Below are 20,427 nucleotides of genomic sequence, written 5' to 3'. Positions count from 1 at the left end.
CCCGCGTCAACAGACTGTTTGCCTTTTGTTCGCAAAAGGTGTTTAGTTTCCGTCATTATCTCGTGCCGGGGCAAGTTTTGGCCCCGGGCCGGCGGCCTATACTCTTTTTTGCCGCCAGACGAACCAAACTGCTGCGAGGCCCCTATGCGACCCGACACGCTCAAAACGCGCATTTTTCTCGACGGCGCCGATCCCCAGGAAACCCGGCAGGTCATCGCCGCCCTGGGTTTTCTCGACGGCCAGACCACCAATCCAAGCCTTCTGGCCAAGAACCCCGAGGCCGAGGCCCATAAAGTCGCCGGCAACAAATTCAGCAGCACGGCCATCTACGACTTCTATAAGGCCCTGTGCCAGGAGCTGTCCGCGCTGTTGCCCAAGGGGTCCATCTCCATCGAGGTCTACGCCGACGCCGACACCACCGTGGCCGACATGCTGACCCATGCCCGGGAGTTCGACGCCTGGATTCCCAACGCCCACATCAAGCTGCCGACCACCACGGCCGGCCTGGAAGCCGCCGCCGTGCTCACCGGCGAAGGCCGGCGCGTCAACATGACCCTGGTCTTCAGCCAGTCCCAGGCCGCCGCCGTCTATGCCGCCACCCGGGGGGCCGGACGCGGTGACGTGTTCCTGTCGCCCTTTGTCGGTCGCCTGGACGACCGGGGCGAAGACGGCATGGACCTGATCAAGAACATCGTGGCGCTTTATGGCCAAAGCGACGGCCATGTGCAGGTGCTCTCGGCCAGCGTGCGCACCATGGACCATTTCCTGTGCTCCCTGGCCTACGGCGCGGACATCATCACCGCCCCGGCCAAGGTGCTCCTGGCCTGGGCCGAGGCCGGCAAGCCCATCCCCGGTCCCAAATACGGCTACAACGCCAAGGGGCTGGCCCCCATTCCGGCCGAAGCCCTCTCCCTGAACAAGAACTGGCGCGAGTACGACATCCGCCATCCGCTCACCGACGCGGGACTTAAAAAGTTTGCCGACGACTGGAATTCGCTCATCGACATGAATTCTTAGGCCTGTCGCGACTATAGCGACGCCATCGAGCCACAAACCCGTCTCCGCTACTCAACGGGGCGACGGGAAAAAGAATGTCTGCTAACGCCCCAATGCTTCATTGCTTTTGCGGACCGCCGGCGCAATCCGGCGGTCTGTTTGCTTTGGTCGGCATTGACAAAGGGCCGGGGCGGGGCCATGAAAAGAGTAGACGGCTTATTTTCGTTGCCCAAGGAGCTGTGAGCATGATTGCGGCGCGCGTGATGATCGTCGAAGACGAGGCGATAACGGCCATGGCCACGGGGGCCATGCTCAAGCGGCTGGGCCATAAGGTCCTGGCCGCCGTGGGTTCGGGCCAGGAGGCGATAAACGCCTTCCGTCGCCAGCGTCCCGATCTCGTGCTCATGGACATCCGCCTGGACGGCGACCTTGACGGCATCGAGACCGCCAAGCTCCTGCGCCGGGACAGCGACGTACCGGTGGTGTTTGTCTCGGCCTTTGTCGATGACGGCACCCGCAACCGGGCCGCCGAGGCCAAGCCCTTCGATTTCCTGCCCAAACCCTTGGACGAGTACGATTTGCAGGCGCTGCTAAGTCGCCTGTTGCCGGAAGCCTCTCGTTGACCGGACCAGGATTTGCCGCCTACGGCCTGGACGGCGATTTCACCGCCGCCTATCTGGCCGCCCGCCGTCTGGCCGATCTGGCCGAGCGCGACCCCGGGGCGCTGTGTCCGGCCTGTCTGACCGCCCTGGAACGCCTGCTTGTCGCCGATCCCCATGCCCGCCGGACCCAGGCCCGCATCCTCTACCGCGACGCCGCCGAGGCCCTGGTGCATGTGCTGGCCAAGGGGCCGGCCGAGCTGGCCGCCGCTTCCAGGCAAGCCCTGGACAAGGCCCTGTCCACGCCCGGCAAGCCCCGGCTGGCTGCGGCCGAGGCCGTGGGCGCGCTGCCGCTGGCCGGCCTGGGCGGCCGCGAGGTCGCCGTGCCCGAACCCGAGGCGGGGCGGGCGTCCTTTGCCGCCTTGGGCCGCGCCGCAGGTGTTCCGGCCGACGCCGTGGCGGCCCGAGCCGGGCGCAGCCTGATCCTGCCGGCCGGCCAACCGGGCACGCTTTTGGTGGTCAAGCGGCTGCGCCGGGGCGAATCCCCGCTGGGCCTGGCCCGGGAAGCGGCCTGGATGCGCGCCCTGGCCGAGGAACCCTTTCCGGTTCCCTGCCATGTGCCGACGCCGCTTGCTCACGGCGACGCGCCCTTGTGGGCCGTGCCGGACGCGCCCTGCCCCTTGCCCGGCCTTGACCCGGACGGACGCTGCCTGGCCTACTTGGCCCGGGCCGACTATTTCGCCTACCCCAACGCCCCGGCCGGGCAGGGGGGGCTGACTGCCGAGGCCTTTGCCGAGGTCATGTCCCGGGCAGCGTACCTGCTTGGCTGGCTGGCCGGCCGGGGCATCGTCCACGAGGCGGCCATTCCGCTTTTCCACAACCGGGTGCAGCAGGGGCGACGCGAGGACGGGGGGCTTTACGACTGGCGGTTGCCGGGCCGGCTGGACCGCTGGCTGGCCAGCGCCCTGCATCCCAATTTCGGCCTGTCGGGCCTGCGCGACTTCGAGCATTTCGCCTCGGTCGGGACCCGGCCGGCCCGGCTCTACCGCCAGATGGGCGACCATCTGATCAGCCTCTATCTCGTGGCCGGCAGCTATTTCCGGATGCGTGACCCGGCGCTTCGCGGCCATGGCCCGGGCGGCGCGCCGGCCGACGCCCGCCATCTCTTCGACGAAGCCTTGCTGGCCCGGGTGGTGGCCGAAACCACGGCCCGGTATCATGAAGGCTTTGCCGGGGCGGCCCCGGGCCGCGCGCCTTTTGACGCGGCCGCCTTGGCCCGGCGCATGGTGGAGGAGATGGGCGTGGACCGCCACATGGACGAGCTGCTGCGGGTGGACGACCAGGCGGCCATGACCGACGCGGCGTTCCGGGACTTTTTGATCGGGCGCGGGATGTCGCCCGAGGCGGCGGCGGGCCTTACGCGCGGCGAGGCCGACGTGGCCATCGCCACCGGCCCCCATCTCGGGGCCTTCAACGACCGCACCAGCCTGCCCGAGCTTGGCGAATGCACGGCTGCCGCCGTGGCCGCCTGCCTGGCCGCGCGCCACGAACGGGAACGGATTGCCGCCTGAGGCGGCCAGGGCGCACAACCTGCTGTTTTTAAAAAATACTCTCGTATTTTTTGGGAGGGCCTGGCCGCCCCCTGAAGCGGGCAGGGCAGGCAACCTGCCCTTTGACAAGACGTTCGTATTTCTTACGGAGCGGGATCGCGCCGCCCTCTAGGCCGCGCTGTCGCCCTGGCCCCGGCGTTCCCACAGGCGCAGTTCGCGCATCTTCTTGCGGCGTTCGCGCTGCAAGGCCTTGCACACCAGCGGCATGTCCCTGGCGTAGCCCCACTTGGCCCGGTACTCGTCCGGGGTGAGCCCGTACTTGGCCAGATGCTTGCGGGTAAGGATCTTAAACGGCTTGCCCGATTCCAGACAGGTGATGGTGCGTTCCTTGATGGCCCGTTTGGCGTCCAGGGGCATGGCCGGGCCGGTCGCCGCCGCCAGGTCCATGCCGCGTATGGTGGCCGACAGCCTGGACACCATGGCCCGTATCTCGTCTTCATGCATGTTGCGGACCTTGGCCTGGGCTTTGACGATCTCAATGGCCATGGTGAGATGATCTTCCATACAGGTTCCTCCTGGATGCTTCATTGCGCCGGTGCAGGCTGAAAACGCGCCGGCGTCCCGTATGTCGCGCGCCATGGGAAAAAGGTTGCAGGTTGTCTGCCGACAAAATATCCAGACCATAAATCCGACCGCAAAGGACGTTCCATGACCGTGATTCCGCGCCCGGCGATCCGCGCCGCCCTGCTGGCCCTTTTGGCTCTCGGCCTTGGCGGCTGCGGCCCTGTCTACTACAATCCCAATCTGGTCGATCAGTCCGAGTCCAAGGCGCGACTGGCCCAGGACACCACCCTTTGCACCAACGAGGCCAATTCCCAGATACCGCCCACCTACGGCCGGGAACGCTTCGAGACCGATCCCACCATCGAGGCCCAGGCCACGCGCTGGGTGGCCAACGTGGCCGAGGACGACGCCAACCAGGACGTGTTCGCCACCTGCATGCAGGCCCGGGGCTGGGTGCTCAAGAAGAAGCCGTAGCCGGGACATGAAAAAAGCCCGGAAGATCGACGCCTTGTCGATCTTCCGGGCCAAAAGGCCTGTTTAGTGCCCGAATTAATGCACCGCGCCGCTGCCCGGGGTGGCCGGATTGCCGGCCTGGGCCAGGCTGGCGGCGAAGCGGGCCACGGCCGGGTCTTGCCGCCAGGCGGTAAAAAGCCGTTCCCATTCGGCCAAGGGCAAGGGCTGCGCGTCGAGCATGGCCTCGTGGCCGGACAGCCAGACCGTGAAGAGCTTGAGCAAAAGCCCGAGCTGGGGGCCGTCAAAGGCCTTGCCCACCAGCCCCGGCGGGTACTGGCCGCCTTCCATGGTGCGGAACACGTGTTCGCCCACGGCCCGGCGCGAGGATTCCATGTCGATGCTCTGGCCGTTGACCCCGGCCACGAACTCGGCCAGGCCCGCGTCGTGGGCCTTTACGGCTTCAATGGCTTCGTCCGGCACGTCCAGAAACACCACCTCGCCGTTTTGCATGGCAAAATAGTAGCGCACCCAGTGCTCGGCCATGAACACCCGGAAGATTTCCTGGCTGGCTTTTTCGATGTGGTCCATCGCGGTTCTCCTTTTATGTGAGGCGCAGGCAGCGCGCAAAGTGTCCGGGGGCGATCTCGGTGAGCGCCGGCGACTGCTCGGCGCAGCGCGGCTGGGCCTGGTCGCAGCGCGGATGAAAGGCGCAGCCCGTGGGCACGGCCGCCGGACTGGGCGTTTCTCCGGCCAGGCCGGCCGGCCGGCGGCGGCCGGGATCAAGCCCCGGCACGGCCGCCAGCAGCGCCCTGGTATACGGATGCGCGGCCCTGGCGTAAAGGGCGGCGGCCGGCGCCAGCTCCACGATGCGCCCGAGGTACATGACGGCCACCCGGTCGCTTAAATGCCCGACCACGGCCAGATCGTGGGAAATGAACAGATAGGCCAGCCCGTGGCGGGCCTTGAGGTCGGCCAGAAGGTTTATGACCTGGGCCTGGACCGAGACGTCCAGGGCCGAGACCGGCTCGTCGCAGACGATAAGCTCCGGCGACAGGGCCAAGGCCCGGGCAATGGCCACCCGCTGGCGCTGGCCGCCGGAAAACTGGTGGGGAAAGCGCCGGGCGTGCTCCGGGGCCAGCCCGACCTGGGCCAGAAGCTCGGCCACCCGCTCCCGGCGCCGGCCGGCCGAGAGTCCGCCGGCCGCCCGCAGCCCTTCGGCCACGGTCCAGCCCACGGGCAAGCGCGGGTTGAGCGACGAGTAGGGGTCCTGGAAGATCATCTGGGCCAGCCGCGGCAGGCGCTTGCGCTCGGCGGCCCCCCCGTCCCAGGGATCGAGCCCGCCCAGGCGCACCGTGCCGGCGCTTGGCGGCAAAAGCCCGATGGCCATGCGGGCCAGGGTCGATTTGCCGCAGCCCGACTCGCCCACAAGGCCCACCGTCTCGCCCGGGGCCACGGCCAGGTCCACGCCGTCCACGGCCCGAACGATCCGCTCGCGGCGGCGAAAGACGCCTTCCCGGGAAACAAACGAGCGGGACAGGCCGGCCAGCTCCAGCACCGGGACGTCGCTACGCGCCATGAAGCCAGCACCTCGCCTGTCCGCCGCCGGGAAGTTCGAATACCGGCGGCGCGTTGTCGGCGCAGGGGGCAAAGGCCTCCCCGCAGCGCGGATGGAAATGGCAGCCGGTAGGCAGGGCGGACAGGCTCGGCACCATGCCCGGAACCGGCGTGAGCCGCCGGCCCGGGTCGTCCAGGCGCGGCAGCGAGGCCAGAAGACCTCGTGAATAGGGATGGGCCGGCCCCCGGAAAAAGGCGTTCACCGCCGCCTCTTCCACCAGCCGGCCGGCGTACATGACCGCCACCCGGTCGGCGGTCTGGGCCACCACGCCGAGGTTGTGGGTGACCAGCAGGATGGCCGTGCCGGCGTCCCGGGCCAAATCGAGCATCAGCGCCAGGATCTGCCCCTGGACCGTGACGTCCAGGGCCGTGGTCGGCTCGTCGGCGATGAGCAGCTCCGGGCGCAACATAAGGGCCATGGCGATCATGACCCGCTGGCGCTGGCCGCCGGAAAGCTCGTGGGGATAGCGCCCAAGCTGTCGGCCGGGATCGGGCAGCCCCACCCGGGCCAGCATGGCCTCGGCCGCGGCCAGACTCTCCCGGCGCGAGGCTCCGGCATGGACGCGCAACGGTTCGGCCACCTGCTCGCCGATGGTCAGCACCGGATTGAGCGCCGTCATGGGCTCCTGAAAGATCATGGCCGCTCGCTTGCCCCGCACCCGCCGGCGCTGGCCCTCGGGCAGGGCCAGCACGTCGGTGTCGCCCAGGGCGGCCCGGCCCGAAACTATGCGCCCCGGCGGCGGCACAAGCCCCAGGATGGACAGGGCCAGCATGGTCTTGCCGCAGCCCGATTCGCCCACCACGGCCACCACTTCGCCGCGCGAAACCGTGAGATCCACGCCGTCCACGGCCGTAAGCGGCCCGGCCGGCGTTTCAAAAACCGTGGAAAGCCCTTCCACCCGCAACAGCGTCTGCCCCATGCGTCTCCTGCGTCGCGCCGCCGCCGCGCCGGTTCGGTTCCCCTTGCCAGCGGCCTCGCGGCGCGTTATAGACTAGGGATAGTCTACTATTATTTCCTTGAGGAGGATGCTCATGAGCTACCAATATCGCTCGATGCAGACAACCCAAGCCCGCGTCGAAGTTGTAAACGCCTTCATGCGCGGCGTCTACGGCTGGATGTGCCTCGGCCTTCTGGTCACGGCGGCGGCCTCGGTCTTCGTGGTGTCGAGCCCGGCCCTGATGCAGACCGTTTTCAGCAACCAGATCCTCTTTTTCGGCCTGATCATCGCCGAACTGGCCCTGGTCGTGGGCCTGTCCGCCGCCATCAACCGCCTGTCGGCCGGCACGGCCAGCGGCCTGTTCATGCTCTATAGCGCCCTAAACGGCGTGACCCTGTCGGCCATCTTCGTGGTCTACGCCCAGGCCACCATCTTCAAGGCCTTCCTGGTCACCGGCGGCATGTTCGGAGCCATGAGCCTGTATGGCCTCATGACCAAGCGCGACCTGACCGGCATGGGCAGCTTCCTGTTCATGGGCCTTATCGGCATCGTCATCGCCTCCCTGGTCAACATGTTCACCAAGAGCGCCATGGCCGATTTCATCATCTCCTGCGTGGGCGTGCTGGTCTTCACGGGACTGACCGCCTACGACACCCAGAAGCTCAAGGTCATGGGTGAGATGGCCCCGGCCGACGACGCCACGGCGGTGCGGCGGGGAACCATCCTCGGCGCGCTGACCCTCTACCTCGACTTCATCAACCTGTTCCTGATGATGCTGCGCCTTTTCGGCGGCGGCAACAGGAACTAGGCCAGCCTGCCCCAACGGCCCGCCCCCGGCCCATCCGGCCCGGGGCGGGCCATTTTTTCCGCCATGGCCAACGCCCGTCGCACCCGGCGGCGAAGGATCGAACCTTCGCGCCGCCCCCTTGCTTCGTCGCCGTCGCTGACGCCCAAGGACCTCCTGCGCCGGCTCCTGGCCGGACTGCTCGTCGTGCCCGGCCAGGCCGTGGCCGGCTATCGCCGGCTGGAAGCCCGGGCCTTTGGCCTAGGCCTGGGCAAGGTCTGCCGGCCGGCGGCGGCCACCGTGGCCGTGGGCGGCATGTCCCCGGACTGCCGGGGTCGGGTGATGCTGACCTCGTGGCTGCTGGGCTGGGCCGCGGCCCGGGGCGTGTCCACGGCCGTGGCCGGACCGGTCGGCGACGGCTGCCCGCCGGCCAGTCCGTTTCAGGTATTGCCCGGCTCCAGCCTCGACGAGGCCGGCATCGAGGCGGCCCTGCTCGCCCGCTACAGCCCGGACGGCCGCTTCCTCATCGACGCCGACCCGCGCATCGCCGCCGCCGCCGCCGTGCGCGCCTTCGCCCCGTCCATGCTGGTGCTCCAGGACGCCCTGGGCGAACCCCGGCTGCGCCGCGACCTCGAACTGGCCATCCTCACCCCCGACGACCTCGGCCCGGGATTTGGCCGGGTTTTCCCGGCCGGTTCCTGGCGGCGCGGGGCCGATGCCCTGTCCCGGGCCGCAGCCTTTATCATCCATGCCGGCCCCCAATCCCTGGACGCGGCCATGGCCGCGGCCGAGCGCCGGCTGGCCGGCTACGGCAAGCCCATCTTCGGCATGACCTTTTCCCTGTGGCGCTGGCGCGGTCCCGATGGCCCGGCCCCGGCCCCGGCCGGCCAGCCATATGTCGCCATCCTCGGCGAAACCGACCGCGACAGCCTGCCCGACCTCATCCGGGCCGACCTCGGCGCCCAGCCGCGCATGGCGTTTTTCGTCCACGACCGCCACCGCTTCACCCGCCAGGACTTCGAACACCTGCGCGCCGACGCCGTGCGCCTGCGCACCGCCGTGGCCGTCACCAGCCCCCGCTTCGACCTCAAGCTGCGCCAGGGCGGCAGCCAATTAAGCGGCCTGTCCGTATGGACCTACGACCCCGAAGTGGTCTTCGGCCCGCGCCTGCTCACCGACCAGCCCTTCCTGGCCTGGTGGGAAACCCGCCTGGCCGAGGTATTGACCGAGCGCCTTGGGGCGTAAGGACGGGGGAGAAGGAAGAGGGAAGAGGGGAATGCCTCCGGCGGCCAGGAGAGGCTCTGCCTCTCCTGGACCTCTCCGCTGGGGGCCTGAGGCCCCCAGACCCCCACCTGGGAAAAGGGTTAAGGGGGACGGAGTGGATTGGCTTTGGGGTCGGCGGGGAAGCCCTAAAGGGTGACACCTTGTCTGTGCCGACACGCGCTGCTTCTCTGGCAGCAGGCGATGCGCGCTTGGCCGTTGGTCAGGCGGCCAGGGACTGGCGGGCTTTGGCCAGGACATGCAGCGCGGCCGGATCGGCCGGCAGAGTCAGGCCGGCGGGCGTGGCCGCGTCGGGATGTGCGATCAGCCCGGCTTCGATCAGCGCCAGCAAAAGCGCCATGGCCCCGCACTGGCGGCTTACCGCCGTCGCCGACCAGACGCCGTCAGCCACATATTTTCCCGACGCGTAGGCCGTGGTGAAGCTCCACAGATACGGGCTATTGATGGCCGGACTGCGGCGGCGGTAGCCAAAGCCGTTGTAGCCCTCGAACACGTAGGCCGCACCAGCCAGACTCCAATCCTCCCAAGCGTCCAGCCCGGCCAGGACCAAGGCGTCCACGGCGCTTTCCTCCCAGGAAAAGGGCGGCTGCCCGGCCGCCGGACGGCCCTTGGGCACGCGCACGGTACGCCCGGCCAGCGGATCGCCGTTGTGCAGATGGCGCGTGAAATCCCCGCCCGATTCCAGCAGATGCAGTATGCCGACCACATGCCAGGGCACGCCAAGGCCTGCCCCCACGGCCGCGTAGCGGGTCTTTCGGGCCGTCTCGGCCAGCCGGTGGGCCAGCCGGGCCGTCTCGGCGGCCCGTTCGGGGCGGATGGGGGACATGCGAAACAGGTCGCGGTACTCGGCGGCCAGGGACGCGGTCAGGGGAAAGGCTTTGGCCATGGGACGCTCCTTGCGTTGCGGGTTCTGCAACACAGAAGTCCACGCAAACCGGACAACGTCCAGCCACTAACGGTCCGGGACGTCAGCCCTCTAACCCTTTCGTCCAGATGGGGGGGGCCGGGGGCCTCAGGCCCCCGGCCGCCGGAGCCATTCTTCAAGCGGAGATGTTGACGAAGCGACTAAACGGCCCAGGCCGTGGCCGTGCGGCGGCCGGCGGAGAAGCGCATGGCCATTTCGTAGGCCACGTTGACGTCCTTCATGGCTTCCTCGTCGCCGCCGAGGTCGGGGTGGTGCAGGCGGGCCATGTGGCGGTAGGCGTTTTTGATCTCGTCCACCGAACAGGGGTAGTCCAGGCAGAGGATCTCGTAGGCGCACTTGAGGTTCATGCCGCTGCGGCGGGCGATCTCCCGGGCGCGGTGCTGGCGGTCGTCGTCGGGTCGAAATCCCTGGGCGGTCCGCTCGGGGCGCGGCCGGGCATGGGGACGTGACGCGCCGGTGCTGCGGCTTTGGCCCGCCGCGCCGGTGGCGCGGCTTTGCGAGGACGCGCCGGTGGTGCGGCTTTGCGAGGCGTTGCCGGCCGTGCGATGCTGGGACGACGCGCCGGCCGTGCGCTGTTGGGAGGAGGCCCCGGCTCCAGCCGTGCCTTGGCCGGCCGAGGCTTCCCGGGCCGTGTCCCGGCCGGCGCTGCCGGCGCTGGTTCCGGCAAAGCCTGGCTGCTGGCGGAAATGCGTACGGGATTCCGTGCGGGCTTCGGCTTGGGGGCCGGCGGCCTGGGCGCGGAAGTTGCCTTCGGGGCGGGGGCGTTCGCGGTGGGTTCCGGCCTGGGCGCGAAACGTGCTTTGGCCGGTCCGGTCCGTACCGGCGCTGGCGGTTCCGGCGCGTCCGGCCGTGCTGCCGTTGAAGGCGGCTCCCGGGCCGGTCGCTCGTTCCCGCGAACCGGCTCCGGCTCCCGCAGCGGCGCGCGCTCCAAATTCGCTCTGGCCGGCGTTTGGGGAGGCGGACGGGCCGGCTCCCTGGCAATGGGTCTCGTGATGGGGCCGGGCCTTGTGCCGGAAACGTTCGGAAGTCCCGGTTGCCGAGGCTCCGGCGGCGGATTGGGCGCGGCCGGCGGAAAAACGGTCGGACGCGCCGGCGGCCTGGGCCGTCTGAGCGCGATGTCGGGCATTGGCGCCGGTCGCTCCCGGCCGGGCACCGGCGGATTCAGGCCGGCCGGCGAACCCGGTCGCTCCGGGCCGGGTCGTGCGCAGGCTTTTGAGCACTTCCTGGAGATGGACCAGGATTTCCTGGAGCAGCACGCGGGTGCGACTCAGCTGCAGTTCCAGGGCCTGCCAGTCGGTCACGCCGCCGGCTGCCCTGGCCCCGGACGCGCCAAATCCCTGGGCCTGCCTAGGCATGGCGTCCTGTCCAGCCCTGGCGCGGGAACTGGCAAACTGCTGGGGCAGCTGGGCCGAAGTTGCGGCAACTCACTGGATTCATATGTATTTTTGTTAACAAAACAGCACCTTTCCTTATTGAAACTACGCAATCCACTGGTCCCTGGCAAGGCGTATTTCCGCGGGCCAGCCTGCTCCTCTTGCTAGTGACAGAGGCGCGGGTTTTGATGTAATGCCGGAAGCGATACGGATATCGCTGCCGCGCCGACCGCGCGCCATCCGCCCGAAGGCAACCCGAGGACACGCATGAAACCGACCGACGCCGAAGTAGCCAAGCCATTTGTTGACGCCACCAAGCACGTGCTGACCATGATGGCGCAGCTTGATCCCAAGCCCGGCAAGCCTTATGTCAAAAAAGTGTCGGCCGCGGCCGGCGACGTTTCCGCCGTGGTGGGCCTCACCGGCGACCGCAACGGCAGCATCTCCATCAGCTTTTCCAAGAAGTGTGCCGTTGCCGTGGTGAAAAACATGCTTGGCGACGACATTTCCGACATCATCCAGGACGCCAAGGATGCCGTGGGCGAGATCACCAACATGATTTCCGGCCAGGCCCGGGCGGGGCTGAGTCAGCTTGGCCTCAACCTGTCCTCGTCCACGCCGACGGTCATCTTCGGCGACAACCACACCATCAGCCACATCACCTCCGGGCCGGTGGTGGCCATTCCCTTTTCCACCGAACACGGGGACTTCACTTTGGAGTTTTGCTTCGAGTGATCACGCGCGCCGCCCGCCGCTCCCGGGTCTTGCGGCCGGGGGACGCGGCGCACCTGGCCGACATGGCAGCAACCCGCGTCCCGGCCTTTGGCCGTCCTGACCAAGCGGTCGCCCCAGGGGCCGCATCCCGGCCGCCCTGGCCGGCGTTGGCCCTGTTTGCCCTGCTGTGTCTGGCCCTGGCCGGGCTTTCCGTCCGGACGGCCGCCGCCGCCGGCGCGCCGGGCAAGGAGGACTTGCCTGCCGCTGCCGCGACCCGGTCTGCGGGCAAAGCCACGCCCTCGGCTGAAGCCGTTGTTCCGGCATCCGCCCCGGTCGCCAGCCCGGACGCTGTTGCTTCGCCCACCCCATTGGCCGGCTCGTCGTCGCCTGACGCCCCCGCGCCGGAGCAGCCTTTGTCGCCGCCCTCGGCCGTCGCGCCGGTTGTCGCCGCGCCCGAAGCAGCCGCGTCGCCGTCGGCCGTCGGCCCGGACGCCGCGTCCCAGGAGCAATTGCCGGCCGCCCTGGAAACCGCACTCTACCGGCTGCCCAAGGGCGATCCCTCCGGTCCGCTGCTGGCCGTGCTGACGCTGGTTTCCGCCCCGGGGTGGCACGCCTACGCCGTGGGGCCGGCCGAATCCGGGCAATCGGCCCGGGCCGCCCTGGCCGCCGGCGGCGCGGCGGCGGCGCTGTTCCCGCCGGGCGCGCCCACGCCCGATCCCTTGGAACCGGACAAGACCGTGCTGGTCTACGAGGGCCGCACCCCGATTTTCGTGCCCCTTTCGGCCGAGGCGGCGGCCGCGCCGCTGCTGTCCGGCGAGGTGCGGGTCTTTTCCTGCTCGGAAACGAGCTGCTGGCCGTCGGCCCTGGCCGTGTCCCTGCCCCTGGCCGGCCTGGACCCGGCCTCCCTGCCGCCGGCCGAGGGCCAGCCCTGGTGGCCGCTGTTTTTGGCCTTGCGAAACGCCTCCCTGGCCTCGCCCTTGACCGCCTGCCCGGACCCGGGGCTCACCGCTTCCCTGCATCCGACGCCCCCGGTCGCCCCGGCCGCCGCCGCCCCGGCCCCGGAAACACCCAAACTCGCCCCCCGGTCCTTCACCCCGGCCCTGGAGGTCGGCGGCCTGCTCAAGGCCGCCTTGCTGGCCTTTGCCGCCGGTTTCGTGCTCAACTTCATGCCCTGCGTGCTGCCCGTGGTGAGCCTTAAGCTTTCGGGGCTTTTGGCCATCAGCGGCGAGGAGGGCCGCCAGGAACGCCGCCGGATCCTTCGCGAGCACAACTTCTTTTTCGCCCTGGGCATCGTCACCTATTTCCTGTGCCTGAGCCTTATCCTCGGGGCCTTCGGCATGGCCTGGGGCGAGATGTTCCAATCGCCGTCCCTGGCCATCGTGGCCGCCGTGGTGCTGTTCGCCCTGGCGCTCAGTCTTTTCGGGGTGTTTCATCTGCCCGTGGTCGATCTCAAGATTACCTCCGGCGGCCGGGGCCACACCCGGCGCGGGGCCTTTTTGACCGGCGCCCTGGCCACGCTTTTGGCCACGCCGTGCAGCGGCCCGTTTCTTGGGGGCGTGCTGGCCTGGACCCTGCTCCAGCCCCAGCACGTCATCATGACCGTGTTCGCCGCCATCGGCCTGGGCATGGCCTCGCCCTACGGCGTGCTGGCCATCTGGCCCAGGCTCGTGCGCCTCCTGCCGCGCCCCGGGGCCTGGATGCAAAGCCTGGAGCGGGTCATGGCCTTTTTGCTGGCCGGCACCTGCCTGTATTTCCTGGCGCTCCTGCCGCCCGGGCGCATCCTGCCGACCTTGGGGGCGTTTTGGGCCACGGCCATCGGGGCCACGCTCCTTGGCCGGATGCACCATGCCCAGTCCGCCTTTCGCGGCCTGGTCATGGGCGTCGCCGCCCTGGCCGTGACCGGCGGCGGCCTGGCCTTTGCCCTGACCTACGCCCCCCAGGCCGAGGCCGAGTGGGAGGCCTACTCCCCCGAGGCCTTTGCCGCGCGCCTGGGCAAGGACAACCTCGTGCTGGACTTCACGGCCGACTGGTGCCCTACCTGCAAGCTCCTGGAGCGCACCGTCCTGACGCCGCCCCGGGTGGCCCAGTGGGGCAAGCGCCACAAGGCCGTCTTCATGAAAGTGGACCTCACCCGCCAGACTCCGCCGGCCATGGCCCTTTTGCGGGCCCTTGGCAGCCAGTCCATCCCCGTGGCCGCCTTCTTCCCGGCCGGCGAGGCCGCCTCCCGCCCCCTGGTCCTTCGCGACCTCTTTACCGCCGGCCAGTTCGAGCAGGCCATGGACGAGGCCTTTGGCCCGCCAAGCGCCCTGCCGGCGGCGACCGGCGGCCAGTAGCCGTCGGGTCCGGCCTCGGCCCCGGGTGGGCAGGGTCCGGGGAGGTGTCGAGGAGTCGCCAATCCGGCGGCATGGATTGACAAAAGCGGACAATTCGCGCAGGCTCAGGCATTCCGGGTGCGTCTTGCCGTTTTGCCTTTTGCCGCTGCGGCAGGGCGTCAAAATCCGTTTTGCCCGAGAGGAATTGCTGCCCTATGGCCATGATCGAATTTCATAATGTTCAGAAGTGGTACGGCGACTACCACGTGCTCAAGGGCATCACGGATTCCGTGGACCAGGGCGAAGTGCTCGTCATCTGCGGCCCGTCCGGGTCCGGCAAATCGACGCTTATCCGCTGCGTCAACCGTCTGGAGGAATACCAGCAGGGCCACATCCTGTTCGACGGGCACGACATCCACGGCGACGACGTCGACGTCAACAAGCTGCGCTGCGACATCGGCATCGTGTTCCAGCAGTTCAATCTTTATCCTCACCTGTCGGTGCTCAAAAACATCACCCTGGCCCCCGTCAAGGTCAAAAAGACGCCCCGCAAGGAAGCCGAGGAACTGGCCCTGGCCCTGCTGGAGCGGGTGGGCATCCACGAACAGGCCAAGAAATTTCCGGCCGAACTCTCCGGCGGCCAGCAGCAGCGCGTGGCCATCGCCCGGGCCCTGGCCATGCGGCCCAAGGTCATGCTCTTTGACGAGCCCACCTCGGCCCTGGACCCGGAAATGATCAACGAAGTCCTCAATGTCATGAAGGATCTGGCCCGCGACGGCATGACCATGCTGTGCGTCACCCACGAAATGGGCTTTGCCCGGGAAGTGGCCGACCGGGTGGTCTTCATGGATTATGGCGAAATCGTCGAAAGCGCGCCGCCGCTGGAATTCTTCCGCAATCCCCGGCACGAGCGCACCCGGCTTTTCCTCAAGGAAATCCTGTAGTCCGTCCGCGGGCGACGCCCGCAAACCATCAAAACGCCTGAAGGAGGCTTCCATGCGCAAAGCAGCCCGGCTTACCGTCCTCGCCTGCCTGTTCACCCTCGTTGCGGCCATGCCCGCCCTGGCCGGCAAGCTCGACGACATCAAATCCCGCGGCACGCTTGTCGCCGGCGTCAAGGACTCCCAGCGCCCCTTCGGGTTCGTGGATGAAAAGACCAACCAGATCGTGGGCTTTGAAATCGATCTCATGCAGGCCCTGGCCACCCGCTTAAACGCCAAGCTGGAGCTCAAGCCCGTCACCTCCTCCACCCGCATCCCCATGCTCACCCAGGGCGCCGTGGACATCGTGGCCGCCACCATGACCCACAAAAAAGAGCGCGAAGACCAGATCGACTTCTCCATCACCTACTTCATGACCGGCCAGAAGCTGTTGGTCAAAAAAGACGGCGGCATCAAGTCCGTGGCCGATCTGGCCGGCAAGAAAGTCGGTTCCGTCAAGGGCTCCACCTCCGAGCAGAACGTGAAAAAGGCCCAGCCCGACTGCACCGTCATCTCCTTTGAGACCTACCCCGAGGCCTTCCTGGCGCTGAAGCAGGGCAAGGTCCAGGCCGTGACCACCGACGAGTCCATCCTGGTCGGCATCAAGAACAGCGACGACAAGCCCGAAGCCTGGGACATCGTGGGCGAGTACATCTCCCCCGAGCCCTACGGCCTGGGTGTGGCCGAGAACGATTCCGACTTCCGCGACTTCGTCAACGCCGCCCTCATGGATATGTGGGAAAAGGGCGAATACCAGAAGATCTACGACAAGTGGTTCGGCAAGGACACCAAGGACTATCTGCCCCTGACCTGGAAGATGGAGCTTTGGCCCTAGTCGGCGACACGCGTTTCCTGAGTGACCTGCGGCCGGGAGGAATCCTCCCGGCCGCACTTGCGCCGGGGTCCGCCCCGGCCGCCAAGCGGGGATGAGTCTTTGGCGTACCAATTCGATTTCGGCCAGGTGGTCAGCGGGGAATACGGCCAGTGGATCCTGTCGGGTCTGGGCGTGACCCTGCAGATTTCCGGCATCTCCATCGTGCTGTCCCTGGCGCTGGGCACGGTGATCGCCGTGATGCGGCTGTCCAAGGTGAAGCCGCTGGTCTGGTTCGCGGCGTCATTCACGGAATTTTTCCGCAACACGCCATTGCTGGTACAGATATTTTTCTGGTATTTCGGTTCCTACAGCGTGCTGCCTGAAGCGGTCAACCAGTGGCTCTACGCCCGCGACTTCGAGTTCGCCTGCGGCGTCATCGCGCTGACCGTCTACACCGCCGCCTTTATCGCCGAGGAGATCCGCTCCGGCATCTTTTCCATCCCCAAAAACCAGCTCGAAGCCTCGCGCGCCTGCGGTCTGTCCTTTCTCCAGGCCATGGCCTACGTCATTTTGCCCCAGGCCTTCCGGGTCATCATCCCACCTTTGATTTCCCAGTTCTTAAATCTCATCAAGAACTCGTCCCTGGTCATGACCATCGGCGTCATGGACCTGACCTACATGGCCCGGCAAATCGAGGCCCACACCTTCCACGGCTTCGAGGCCTTTACCGTGTCCACGCTGATTTACCTGACCATTTCCCTGATCGTGTCCCTGGGCGTCAACCTCTACAACCGCCGCGTGCTGCACGTGCGGTCACGGTAGGAGGCGCGCCATGCATTGGGACATCGTTTTTCGCAATTTCGACTACTTCCTGATCGGGGCCTATCCCCAGGGGCCGCTGGGCGGTCTGGCCATGACCGTCATCCTGGCCGTGGGCGGCATTTTCGGAGCCTTCTGGCTGGGCCTTGGCGTGGGGCTCATGCGCATTTCCAAGAAACCGTCCCTGCGCTGGCCGGCCATGGGCTTTATCGAGATCATCCGGGGCACGCCGCTTTTGATGGTCGTCTTCTGGTTCTACTTCCTGGCTCCGGTGGTCTTCGGCCACACCCTGCCCGAGGCCGAAAGCGCGCTTATCGCGCTTATTGTCTTCACCAGCGCCTACATCGCCGAGATCGTGCGGGCCGGGGTCGAGGCCCTGCCCAAGGGCCAGATGGAGGCGGCGCGCGGCACGGGCCTGTCCCACTTCCAGGCCATGACCCACATCATCCTGCCCCAGGCGCTGTTCAACATGATCCCGTCTTTCGTCAACCAGTTCGTTTCCTTGACGAAAGATACCTCCCTGGCCTTTATCATCGGCGTCAACGAGCTGACCAAGGCGGCGACCCAGGTCAACAACCGCACGCTCACCGCGCCAACGGAAATCTTCATCACCATCGCGGTGCTCTATTTCATCATCTGCTACTGTCTGACGGAATTTTCCCGCTATCTGGAGCGGCGCATCAACCGCTACCAGGCCCGGGGGCGGTAGGCCACGTCGGCTTAGGCGCGGGCGATTATTCGCTCTCCCGGCCTCGGGGCGGGGCGGGGCGCGGCAAAGGCGACGCGCGCTGGGCGCTGGGCGGGATTTTCCAAGCGACCTGAGTCGCGATCATGACGGCACGAAGGCCGGCCGGTACGCCATGGGCGGCCGGCCGGCTTTTTTTGTCAGGCCCGGCACGGCAAGCGACGGCCGGCGGGGCGAACTTCGGCGGCCGAGCAGCCAGCGAGCCATTTTAGCCGAAACCCCTTACCCCTGTTTCCCATGTGGGGGGTCTGGGGGCCTCAGGCCCCCAGCGGAGAGGGTAAGGCAGAGGCAGAGCCTCTTCTGGCCGCCGGAGGCACAAAAAAACATGTCTCGGCCGCGTATTAGGGCTTGAGGCTCCGGGGGATGTGCGGTCATATGACCCCATGAAGAAAACGGGGATCGCCATGAAAATCGCCGCCGTGGTGGGCCTGGCCGCCATGCTCGCCTACTTGGGCTATTGCGTCATGCTCTATCTGGCCCAGGACGGTATGGTCTTTCCGGGACGGACCGCCGACCCGGCCCGGGTCGCGGAAATCAAACGCTATTATCCCCGCCTGGAACCTTTCACGGTGACGGCCGGGGACGGCACGGCGCTTACCGGCTACTATCTGCCGCGTCTGGCCGACGGCAAGCCGTTGCCGGCGGTGCTGTATTTCGCCGGCAACCTCGAAGATCAGACCGGCTTTTTCCTGTGGTCGCCAAATGAACTGCGGTTCGCGACCATTGCCGGCGTGGACTACCGGGGCTACGGCGGCTCGGCCGGCAAGCCTAGCGAAGCAAGCGTCAAGGCCGACGCCCTGGTGATCTACGACGCCCTGGCCCAGAAGCTCGGCCCGGACGGCCGCATCGTGGTCATGGGGCGAAGCCTGGGTTCAGGCGTGGCCGCCTATGTCGCGGCCAACCGGCCGGTCGCCGGGGTGATTCTCGTCACGCCCTACGATTCGCTCCTGGCCGTGGGCCAGGAAGGCCATCCGTATGCCCCGGTGCGGCTGCTGATGAAACATCCCTTCGACACCACGGCCGACGCGCCCAAGATCTCGGCCCCGGCCCTATTCCTGGTGGCCGGCGACGACACGCTGATCAAGCCCGTCCGGTCCGAGCATCTGGCCGCCGCCTGGCCCGGCCCCAAGACCTACGAGGTCATCCCCCACGCCACCCACAACAACATCATCGACAATCCCCAGTATTGGAAAGCGATTCGGGAGTTTCTCAAGGGCTGCTTGGCGCAGTAAACGGGCGGCCTCGCCACGAATGCCTATTATAAAACATAACGGCAGTTGTGTTTTCTAAATAGACAATCATATCAATACATCATTTATGATGGAGTTTTGCTTTGGCAAAAGCATTGGAGTAAGCTGTTGGGCGGCAAGCACGCCAACGGGCCCAGGCCGCAGGGGCGGTCTTGGACACGGCGCTCAGGCGGTCTTGACGTCCTTGACTTCCTTCACCGTGGCCATGGCCGCGCCGATCATGCCGGCGACATCGGCGACGTTGGCCGGCATCAGGATGGTGTTGTTGGTCTTGGCCAGGTTGCCGAAGGCCGTGATGTATTGTTCGGCCAAGCGCATGTTGACCGCCTCCATGCCGCCGGCCTCCTTGAGGGTGAGCGCGACCTTGCGGATGCCTTCGGCCGTGGCCGTGGCGATGAGGTCGATCTTTTTCGCCTCGGCTTCGGCGATCAGGGTCACCTGCGCGGCCTGTCCCGTGGCTTCGTTGATCTTTTTTTGCTTTTCGCCTTCGGACTGGTTGATCATGGCCTGGCGCAGGCCTTCCGAAGCGGCGATGTCGGCCCGCTTTTGGCGTTCCGCGGTCATTTGCGCTTCCATGGCCCGCTTGACCGACTCCGGGGGCGTTATGTCCTTGATTTCGTAGCGCAGGACCTTGACGCCCCAGGTCATGGCCGCTTCATCAATGGCCGTGACGACTTCCACATTGATCTTTTCCCGTTCCTCAAAGGTCTTGTCCAGATCGATCTTGCCGATGGCGGAGCGCAAGGTGGTTTGCGCCATTTGCGTGGCGGCGCGCAGATAGTTGTCGATGCCGTAGGCGGTCTTTTGCGCGTCCTGGATCTCCAGGTACACGATGCCGTCAATCTCCACGCTGACGTTGTCCTTGGTGATGCAGACCTGGGGCGGGATGTCGATGACTTGTTCCTTGAGGCTGAACGTGTAGGCGGCGCGGTCGATAAATGGGATAAGGATATGGAAGCCGGCCTCCAGCTTGCGGCTGAATTTTCCGAGGCGTTCGATGATGACCTCGCTTTTTTGCGGCACGATGACCGCGCCTTTGAGCAGGACGACGACGACGAAGACGGCGACGGCGGACAAGGCAAAAAGCGAAGGCGTCATGGGAGAGGCTCCTTTCAAGATGGTTTGAGGGCCTTCAGGACAAGGCAGGACTTGTCGGCGGAGTCAAAACCCGCAATGGCAACTTCCGTGTTGGCTGTAAGGTGTTCCGCTGCGCGGGCTCTCCAGACGGACCCGCGATACCGGACCTGGGTCTCCTGGCCTGGGGCGAGGTCTTGGTCGATGACGACCCGGGCCTTGACGAAATTCTGGTCCCGTTCCTCCCCTGGGGCCGCCTCGCTTTTTCCCACGAAGACGCGCATGGCCATTTTGCGCAGGGTCGCCAGGGAGAGGATGGTGACCACAATAAACGTCGCGACCTGGGCCGTATAGGCCTCAGGAAGGACCGCCGCGAGGGCGGCGGCGCCGAAACATCCCAGGCCGAAAAACAGGATGACAAATCCGGGGAGTACCAGCTCCGACAAGGAAACGGCAAGGCCGACCACAAACCAGATGAGCCAGGGAGGGAAGCTTGTCGCCATGGAGGGTCCTTTCGCGAACAGGAAGTTGGGGGAATCACCAACGGTAGCGAGTGTGGCGTTCACGCTTGGTTCGGCGTTGGCGATACGTTGCGTCCGAGTTCCGTGGAAAAAGGCCTGCTGTCCACTGCGATGTTTACGG

The 20,427-nt window shown here is 67.0% G+C and carries 21 protein-coding genes; 13 read left to right on the top strand and 8 right to left on the bottom strand.

Going from position 1 to position 20,427, the window contains the following annotated elements; translation table 11 throughout:
• Positions 1 to 144: 144 nt before the first annotated feature.
• The 3 genes from C3Y92_RS19630 to C3Y92_RS19620 all read left to right on the top strand — a co-directional run bounded on the left by C3Y92_RS19630 (position 145) and on the right by C3Y92_RS19620 (position 3,166).
• On the top strand, positions 145 to 1,017 hold the full coding sequence (locus tag C3Y92_RS19630; RefSeq protein WP_129355518.1) for a transaldolase family protein: 873 nt from the start codon (positions 145 to 147) through the stop codon (positions 1,015 to 1,017).
• Between the two features lie 224 nt (positions 1,018 to 1,241).
• Complete coding sequence (locus C3Y92_RS19625) at positions 1,242 to 1,619, top strand: response regulator (protein WP_129355516.1); 378 nt, start codon at positions 1,242 to 1,244, stop codon at positions 1,617 to 1,619.
• Positions 1,616 to 3,166, top strand: a complete 1,551-nt coding sequence (locus tag C3Y92_RS19620) for a SidJ-related pseudokinase (protein ID WP_129355514.1) — start codon at positions 1,616 to 1,618, stop codon at positions 3,164 to 3,166. Before C3Y92_RS19625 ends, C3Y92_RS19620 begins: the two co-directional genes overlap by 4 nt.
• Positions 3,167 to 3,313: 147 nt before the next feature.
• On the opposite strand, the gene C3Y92_RS19615 is transcribed toward C3Y92_RS19620, so the two are convergent.
• Positions 3,314 to 3,709 (bottom strand): MucR family transcriptional regulator, encoded by a 396-nt coding sequence (locus C3Y92_RS19615; protein WP_129355512.1) that lies wholly within the window; start codon positions 3,707 to 3,709, stop codon positions 3,314 to 3,316.
• 144 nt (positions 3,710 to 3,853) lie between these two features.
• Between C3Y92_RS19615 and C3Y92_RS19610 the strand changes: the two genes are divergently transcribed.
• The gene (locus C3Y92_RS19610) at positions 3,854 to 4,183 is read left to right on the top strand and encodes a hypothetical protein (protein ID WP_129355510.1); all 330 of its coding nucleotides are present in this window, start codon (positions 3,854 to 3,856) and stop codon (positions 4,181 to 4,183) included.
• Between the two features lie 75 nt (positions 4,184 to 4,258).
• On the opposite strand, the gene C3Y92_RS19605 is transcribed toward C3Y92_RS19610, so the two are convergent.
• Genes C3Y92_RS19605 through C3Y92_RS19595 form a run of 3 tightly spaced genes read right to left on the bottom strand, consistent with a single transcriptional unit; the run spans position 4,259 to position 6,696 of the window.
• The gene (locus tag C3Y92_RS19605; RefSeq protein WP_129355508.1) at positions 4,259 to 4,750 is read right to left on the bottom strand and encodes a hypothetical protein; all 492 of its coding nucleotides are present in this window, start codon (positions 4,748 to 4,750) and stop codon (positions 4,259 to 4,261) included.
• Positions 4,751 to 4,763: 13 nt separating this feature from the next.
• On the bottom strand, positions 4,764 to 5,738 hold the full coding sequence (locus C3Y92_RS19600; protein WP_129355506.1) for an ABC transporter ATP-binding protein: 975 nt from the start codon (positions 5,736 to 5,738) through the stop codon (positions 4,764 to 4,766).
• Positions 5,728 to 6,696, bottom strand: a complete 969-nt coding sequence (locus C3Y92_RS19595) for an ABC transporter ATP-binding protein (RefSeq protein ID WP_129355504.1) — start codon at positions 6,694 to 6,696, stop codon at positions 5,728 to 5,730. Before C3Y92_RS19595 ends, C3Y92_RS19600 begins: the two co-directional genes overlap by 11 nt.
• Before the next feature lie 112 nt (positions 6,697 to 6,808).
• On the opposite strand from C3Y92_RS19595, the gene C3Y92_RS19590 reads away from it, so the two are divergent.
• On the top strand, positions 6,809 to 7,522 hold the full coding sequence (locus C3Y92_RS19590; RefSeq protein ID WP_129355502.1) for a Bax inhibitor-1/YccA family protein: 714 nt from the start codon (positions 6,809 to 6,811) through the stop codon (positions 7,520 to 7,522).
• Positions 7,523 to 7,585: 63 nt separating this feature from the next.
• Entirely contained in the window at positions 7,586 to 8,743 is a 1,158-nt protein-coding gene (locus tag C3Y92_RS19585) for a tetraacyldisaccharide 4'-kinase (RefSeq protein WP_129355500.1), read from the top strand.
• A 238-nt stretch (positions 8,744 to 8,981) separates the two neighbouring features.
• Here the strand turns inward: C3Y92_RS19585 and C3Y92_RS19580 are convergent, their stop codons facing one another.
• Positions 8,982 to 9,665 carry a peptidoglycan-binding protein gene (locus C3Y92_RS19580; protein ID WP_129355498.1) on the bottom strand — a complete coding sequence of 228 codons (684 nt, stop codon included), beginning with the start codon at positions 9,663 to 9,665 and terminating at the stop codon, positions 8,982 to 8,984.
• Between the two features lie 179 nt (positions 9,666 to 9,844).
• Positions 9,845 to 11,059, bottom strand: coding sequence for a DnaJ domain-containing protein (locus C3Y92_RS19575; RefSeq protein ID WP_129355496.1), 1,215 nt, complete (start codon positions 11,057 to 11,059; stop codon positions 9,845 to 9,847).
• Between the two features lie 285 nt (positions 11,060 to 11,344).
• Between C3Y92_RS19575 and C3Y92_RS19570 the strand changes: the two genes are divergently transcribed.
• The 7 genes from C3Y92_RS19570 to C3Y92_RS19540 all read left to right on the top strand — a co-directional run bounded on the left by C3Y92_RS19570 (position 11,345) and on the right by C3Y92_RS19540 (position 18,693).
• Complete coding sequence (locus C3Y92_RS19570; protein WP_129355495.1) at positions 11,345 to 11,812, top strand: chemotaxis protein CheX; 468 nt, start codon at positions 11,345 to 11,347, stop codon at positions 11,810 to 11,812.
• Positions 11,809 to 14,124 carry a cytochrome c biogenesis protein CcdA gene (locus C3Y92_RS19565; protein WP_129355493.1) on the top strand — a complete coding sequence of 772 codons (2,316 nt, stop codon included), beginning with the start codon at positions 11,809 to 11,811 and terminating at the stop codon, positions 14,122 to 14,124. The genes C3Y92_RS19570 and C3Y92_RS19565 overlap by 4 nt, the downstream gene beginning before the upstream one ends.
• Positions 14,125 to 14,318: 194 nt before the next feature.
• Entirely contained in the window at positions 14,319 to 15,047 is a 729-nt protein-coding gene (locus tag C3Y92_RS19560) for an amino acid ABC transporter ATP-binding protein (RefSeq protein ID WP_015863091.1), read from the top strand.
• A gap of 52 nt (positions 15,048 to 15,099) precedes the next feature.
• Complete coding sequence (locus C3Y92_RS19555; protein WP_129355491.1) at positions 15,100 to 15,918, top strand: ABC transporter substrate-binding protein; 819 nt, start codon at positions 15,100 to 15,102, stop codon at positions 15,916 to 15,918.
• Positions 15,919 to 16,017: 99 nt separating this feature from the next.
• Complete coding sequence (locus C3Y92_RS19550) at positions 16,018 to 16,719, top strand: amino acid ABC transporter permease (protein ID WP_129355489.1); 702 nt, start codon at positions 16,018 to 16,020, stop codon at positions 16,717 to 16,719.
• A 10-nt stretch (positions 16,720 to 16,729) separates the two neighbouring features.
• A complete protein-coding gene (locus C3Y92_RS19545; RefSeq protein ID WP_129355487.1) occupies positions 16,730 to 17,425 on the top strand; it encodes an amino acid ABC transporter permease in 696 nt (231 codons plus the stop codon).
• Positions 17,426 to 17,865: 440 nt separating this feature from the next.
• Positions 17,866 to 18,693 (top strand): alpha/beta hydrolase, encoded by an 828-nt coding sequence (locus C3Y92_RS19540; RefSeq protein WP_129355485.1) that lies wholly within the window; start codon positions 17,866 to 17,868, stop codon positions 18,691 to 18,693.
• A 183-nt stretch (positions 18,694 to 18,876) separates the two neighbouring features.
• On the opposite strand, the gene C3Y92_RS19535 is transcribed toward C3Y92_RS19540, so the two are convergent.
• Positions 18,877 to 19,809, bottom strand: coding sequence for an SPFH domain-containing protein (locus C3Y92_RS19535; RefSeq protein ID WP_129355483.1), 933 nt, complete (start codon positions 19,807 to 19,809; stop codon positions 18,877 to 18,879).
• 14 nt (positions 19,810 to 19,823) lie between these two features.
• The gene (locus tag C3Y92_RS19530; protein WP_129355481.1) at positions 19,824 to 20,288 is read right to left on the bottom strand and encodes an NfeD family protein; all 465 of its coding nucleotides are present in this window, start codon (positions 20,286 to 20,288) and stop codon (positions 19,824 to 19,826) included.
• Positions 20,289 to 20,427 lie beyond the last annotated feature (139 nt).

The sequence above is a fragment of the Solidesulfovibrio carbinolicus genome, assembly GCF_004135975.1.
Taxonomy (GTDB): Bacteria; Desulfobacterota; Desulfovibrionia; order Desulfovibrionales; family Desulfovibrionaceae; genus Solidesulfovibrio; species Solidesulfovibrio carbinolicus.
This window is presented reverse-complemented; position numbering and strand designations above follow the sequence as displayed.

Excerpts from the sequence above, each read along its gene's own strand:
- C3Y92_RS19630 (WP_129355518.1), top strand. The coding sequence starts at position 145 with ATGCGACCCGACACGCTCAAAACGCGCATTTTTCTCGACGGCGCCGAT.
- C3Y92_RS19625 (WP_129355516.1), top strand. The coding sequence starts at position 1,242 with ATGATTGCGGCGCGCGTGATGATCGTCGAAGACGAGGCGATAACGGCC.
- C3Y92_RS19615 (WP_129355512.1), bottom strand. The coding sequence starts at position 3,709 with ATGGAAGATCATCTCACCATGGCCATTGAGATCGTCAAAGCCCAGGCC.
- C3Y92_RS19610 (WP_129355510.1), top strand. The coding sequence starts at position 3,854 with ATGACCGTGATTCCGCGCCCGGCGATCCGCGCCGCCCTGCTGGCCCTT.
- C3Y92_RS19605 (WP_129355508.1), bottom strand. The coding sequence starts at position 4,750 with ATGGACCACATCGAAAAAGCCAGCCAGGAAATCTTCCGGGTGTTCATG.
- C3Y92_RS19600 (WP_129355506.1), bottom strand. The coding sequence starts at position 5,738 with ATGGCGCGTAGCGACGTCCCGGTGCTGGAGCTGGCCGGCCTGTCCCGC.
- C3Y92_RS19595 (WP_129355504.1), bottom strand. The coding sequence starts at position 6,696 with ATGGGGCAGACGCTGTTGCGGGTGGAAGGGCTTTCCACGGTTTTTGAA.
- C3Y92_RS19590 (WP_129355502.1), top strand. The coding sequence starts at position 6,809 with ATGAGCTACCAATATCGCTCGATGCAGACAACCCAAGCCCGCGTCGAA.
- C3Y92_RS19585 (WP_129355500.1), top strand. The coding sequence starts at position 7,586 with ATGGCCAACGCCCGTCGCACCCGGCGGCGAAGGATCGAACCTTCGCGC.
- C3Y92_RS19580 (WP_129355498.1), bottom strand. The coding sequence starts at position 9,665 with ATGGCCAAAGCCTTTCCCCTGACCGCGTCCCTGGCCGCCGAGTACCGC.
- C3Y92_RS19575 (WP_129355496.1), bottom strand. The coding sequence starts at position 11,059 with ATGCCTAGGCAGGCCCAGGGATTTGGCGCGTCCGGGGCCAGGGCAGCC.
- C3Y92_RS19570 (WP_129355495.1), top strand. The coding sequence starts at position 11,345 with ATGAAACCGACCGACGCCGAAGTAGCCAAGCCATTTGTTGACGCCACC.
- C3Y92_RS19560 (WP_015863091.1), top strand. The coding sequence starts at position 14,319 with ATGGCCATGATCGAATTTCATAATGTTCAGAAGTGGTACGGCGACTAC.
- C3Y92_RS19555 (WP_129355491.1), top strand. The coding sequence starts at position 15,100 with ATGCGCAAAGCAGCCCGGCTTACCGTCCTCGCCTGCCTGTTCACCCTC.
- C3Y92_RS19545 (WP_129355487.1), top strand. The coding sequence starts at position 16,730 with ATGCATTGGGACATCGTTTTTCGCAATTTCGACTACTTCCTGATCGGG.
- C3Y92_RS19540 (WP_129355485.1), top strand. The coding sequence starts at position 17,866 with ATGAAAATCGCCGCCGTGGTGGGCCTGGCCGCCATGCTCGCCTACTTG.
- C3Y92_RS19535 (WP_129355483.1), bottom strand. The coding sequence starts at position 19,809 with ATGACGCCTTCGCTTTTTGCCTTGTCCGCCGTCGCCGTCTTCGTCGTC.
- C3Y92_RS19530 (WP_129355481.1), bottom strand. The coding sequence starts at position 20,288 with ATGGCGACAAGCTTCCCTCCCTGGCTCATCTGGTTTGTGGTCGGCCTT.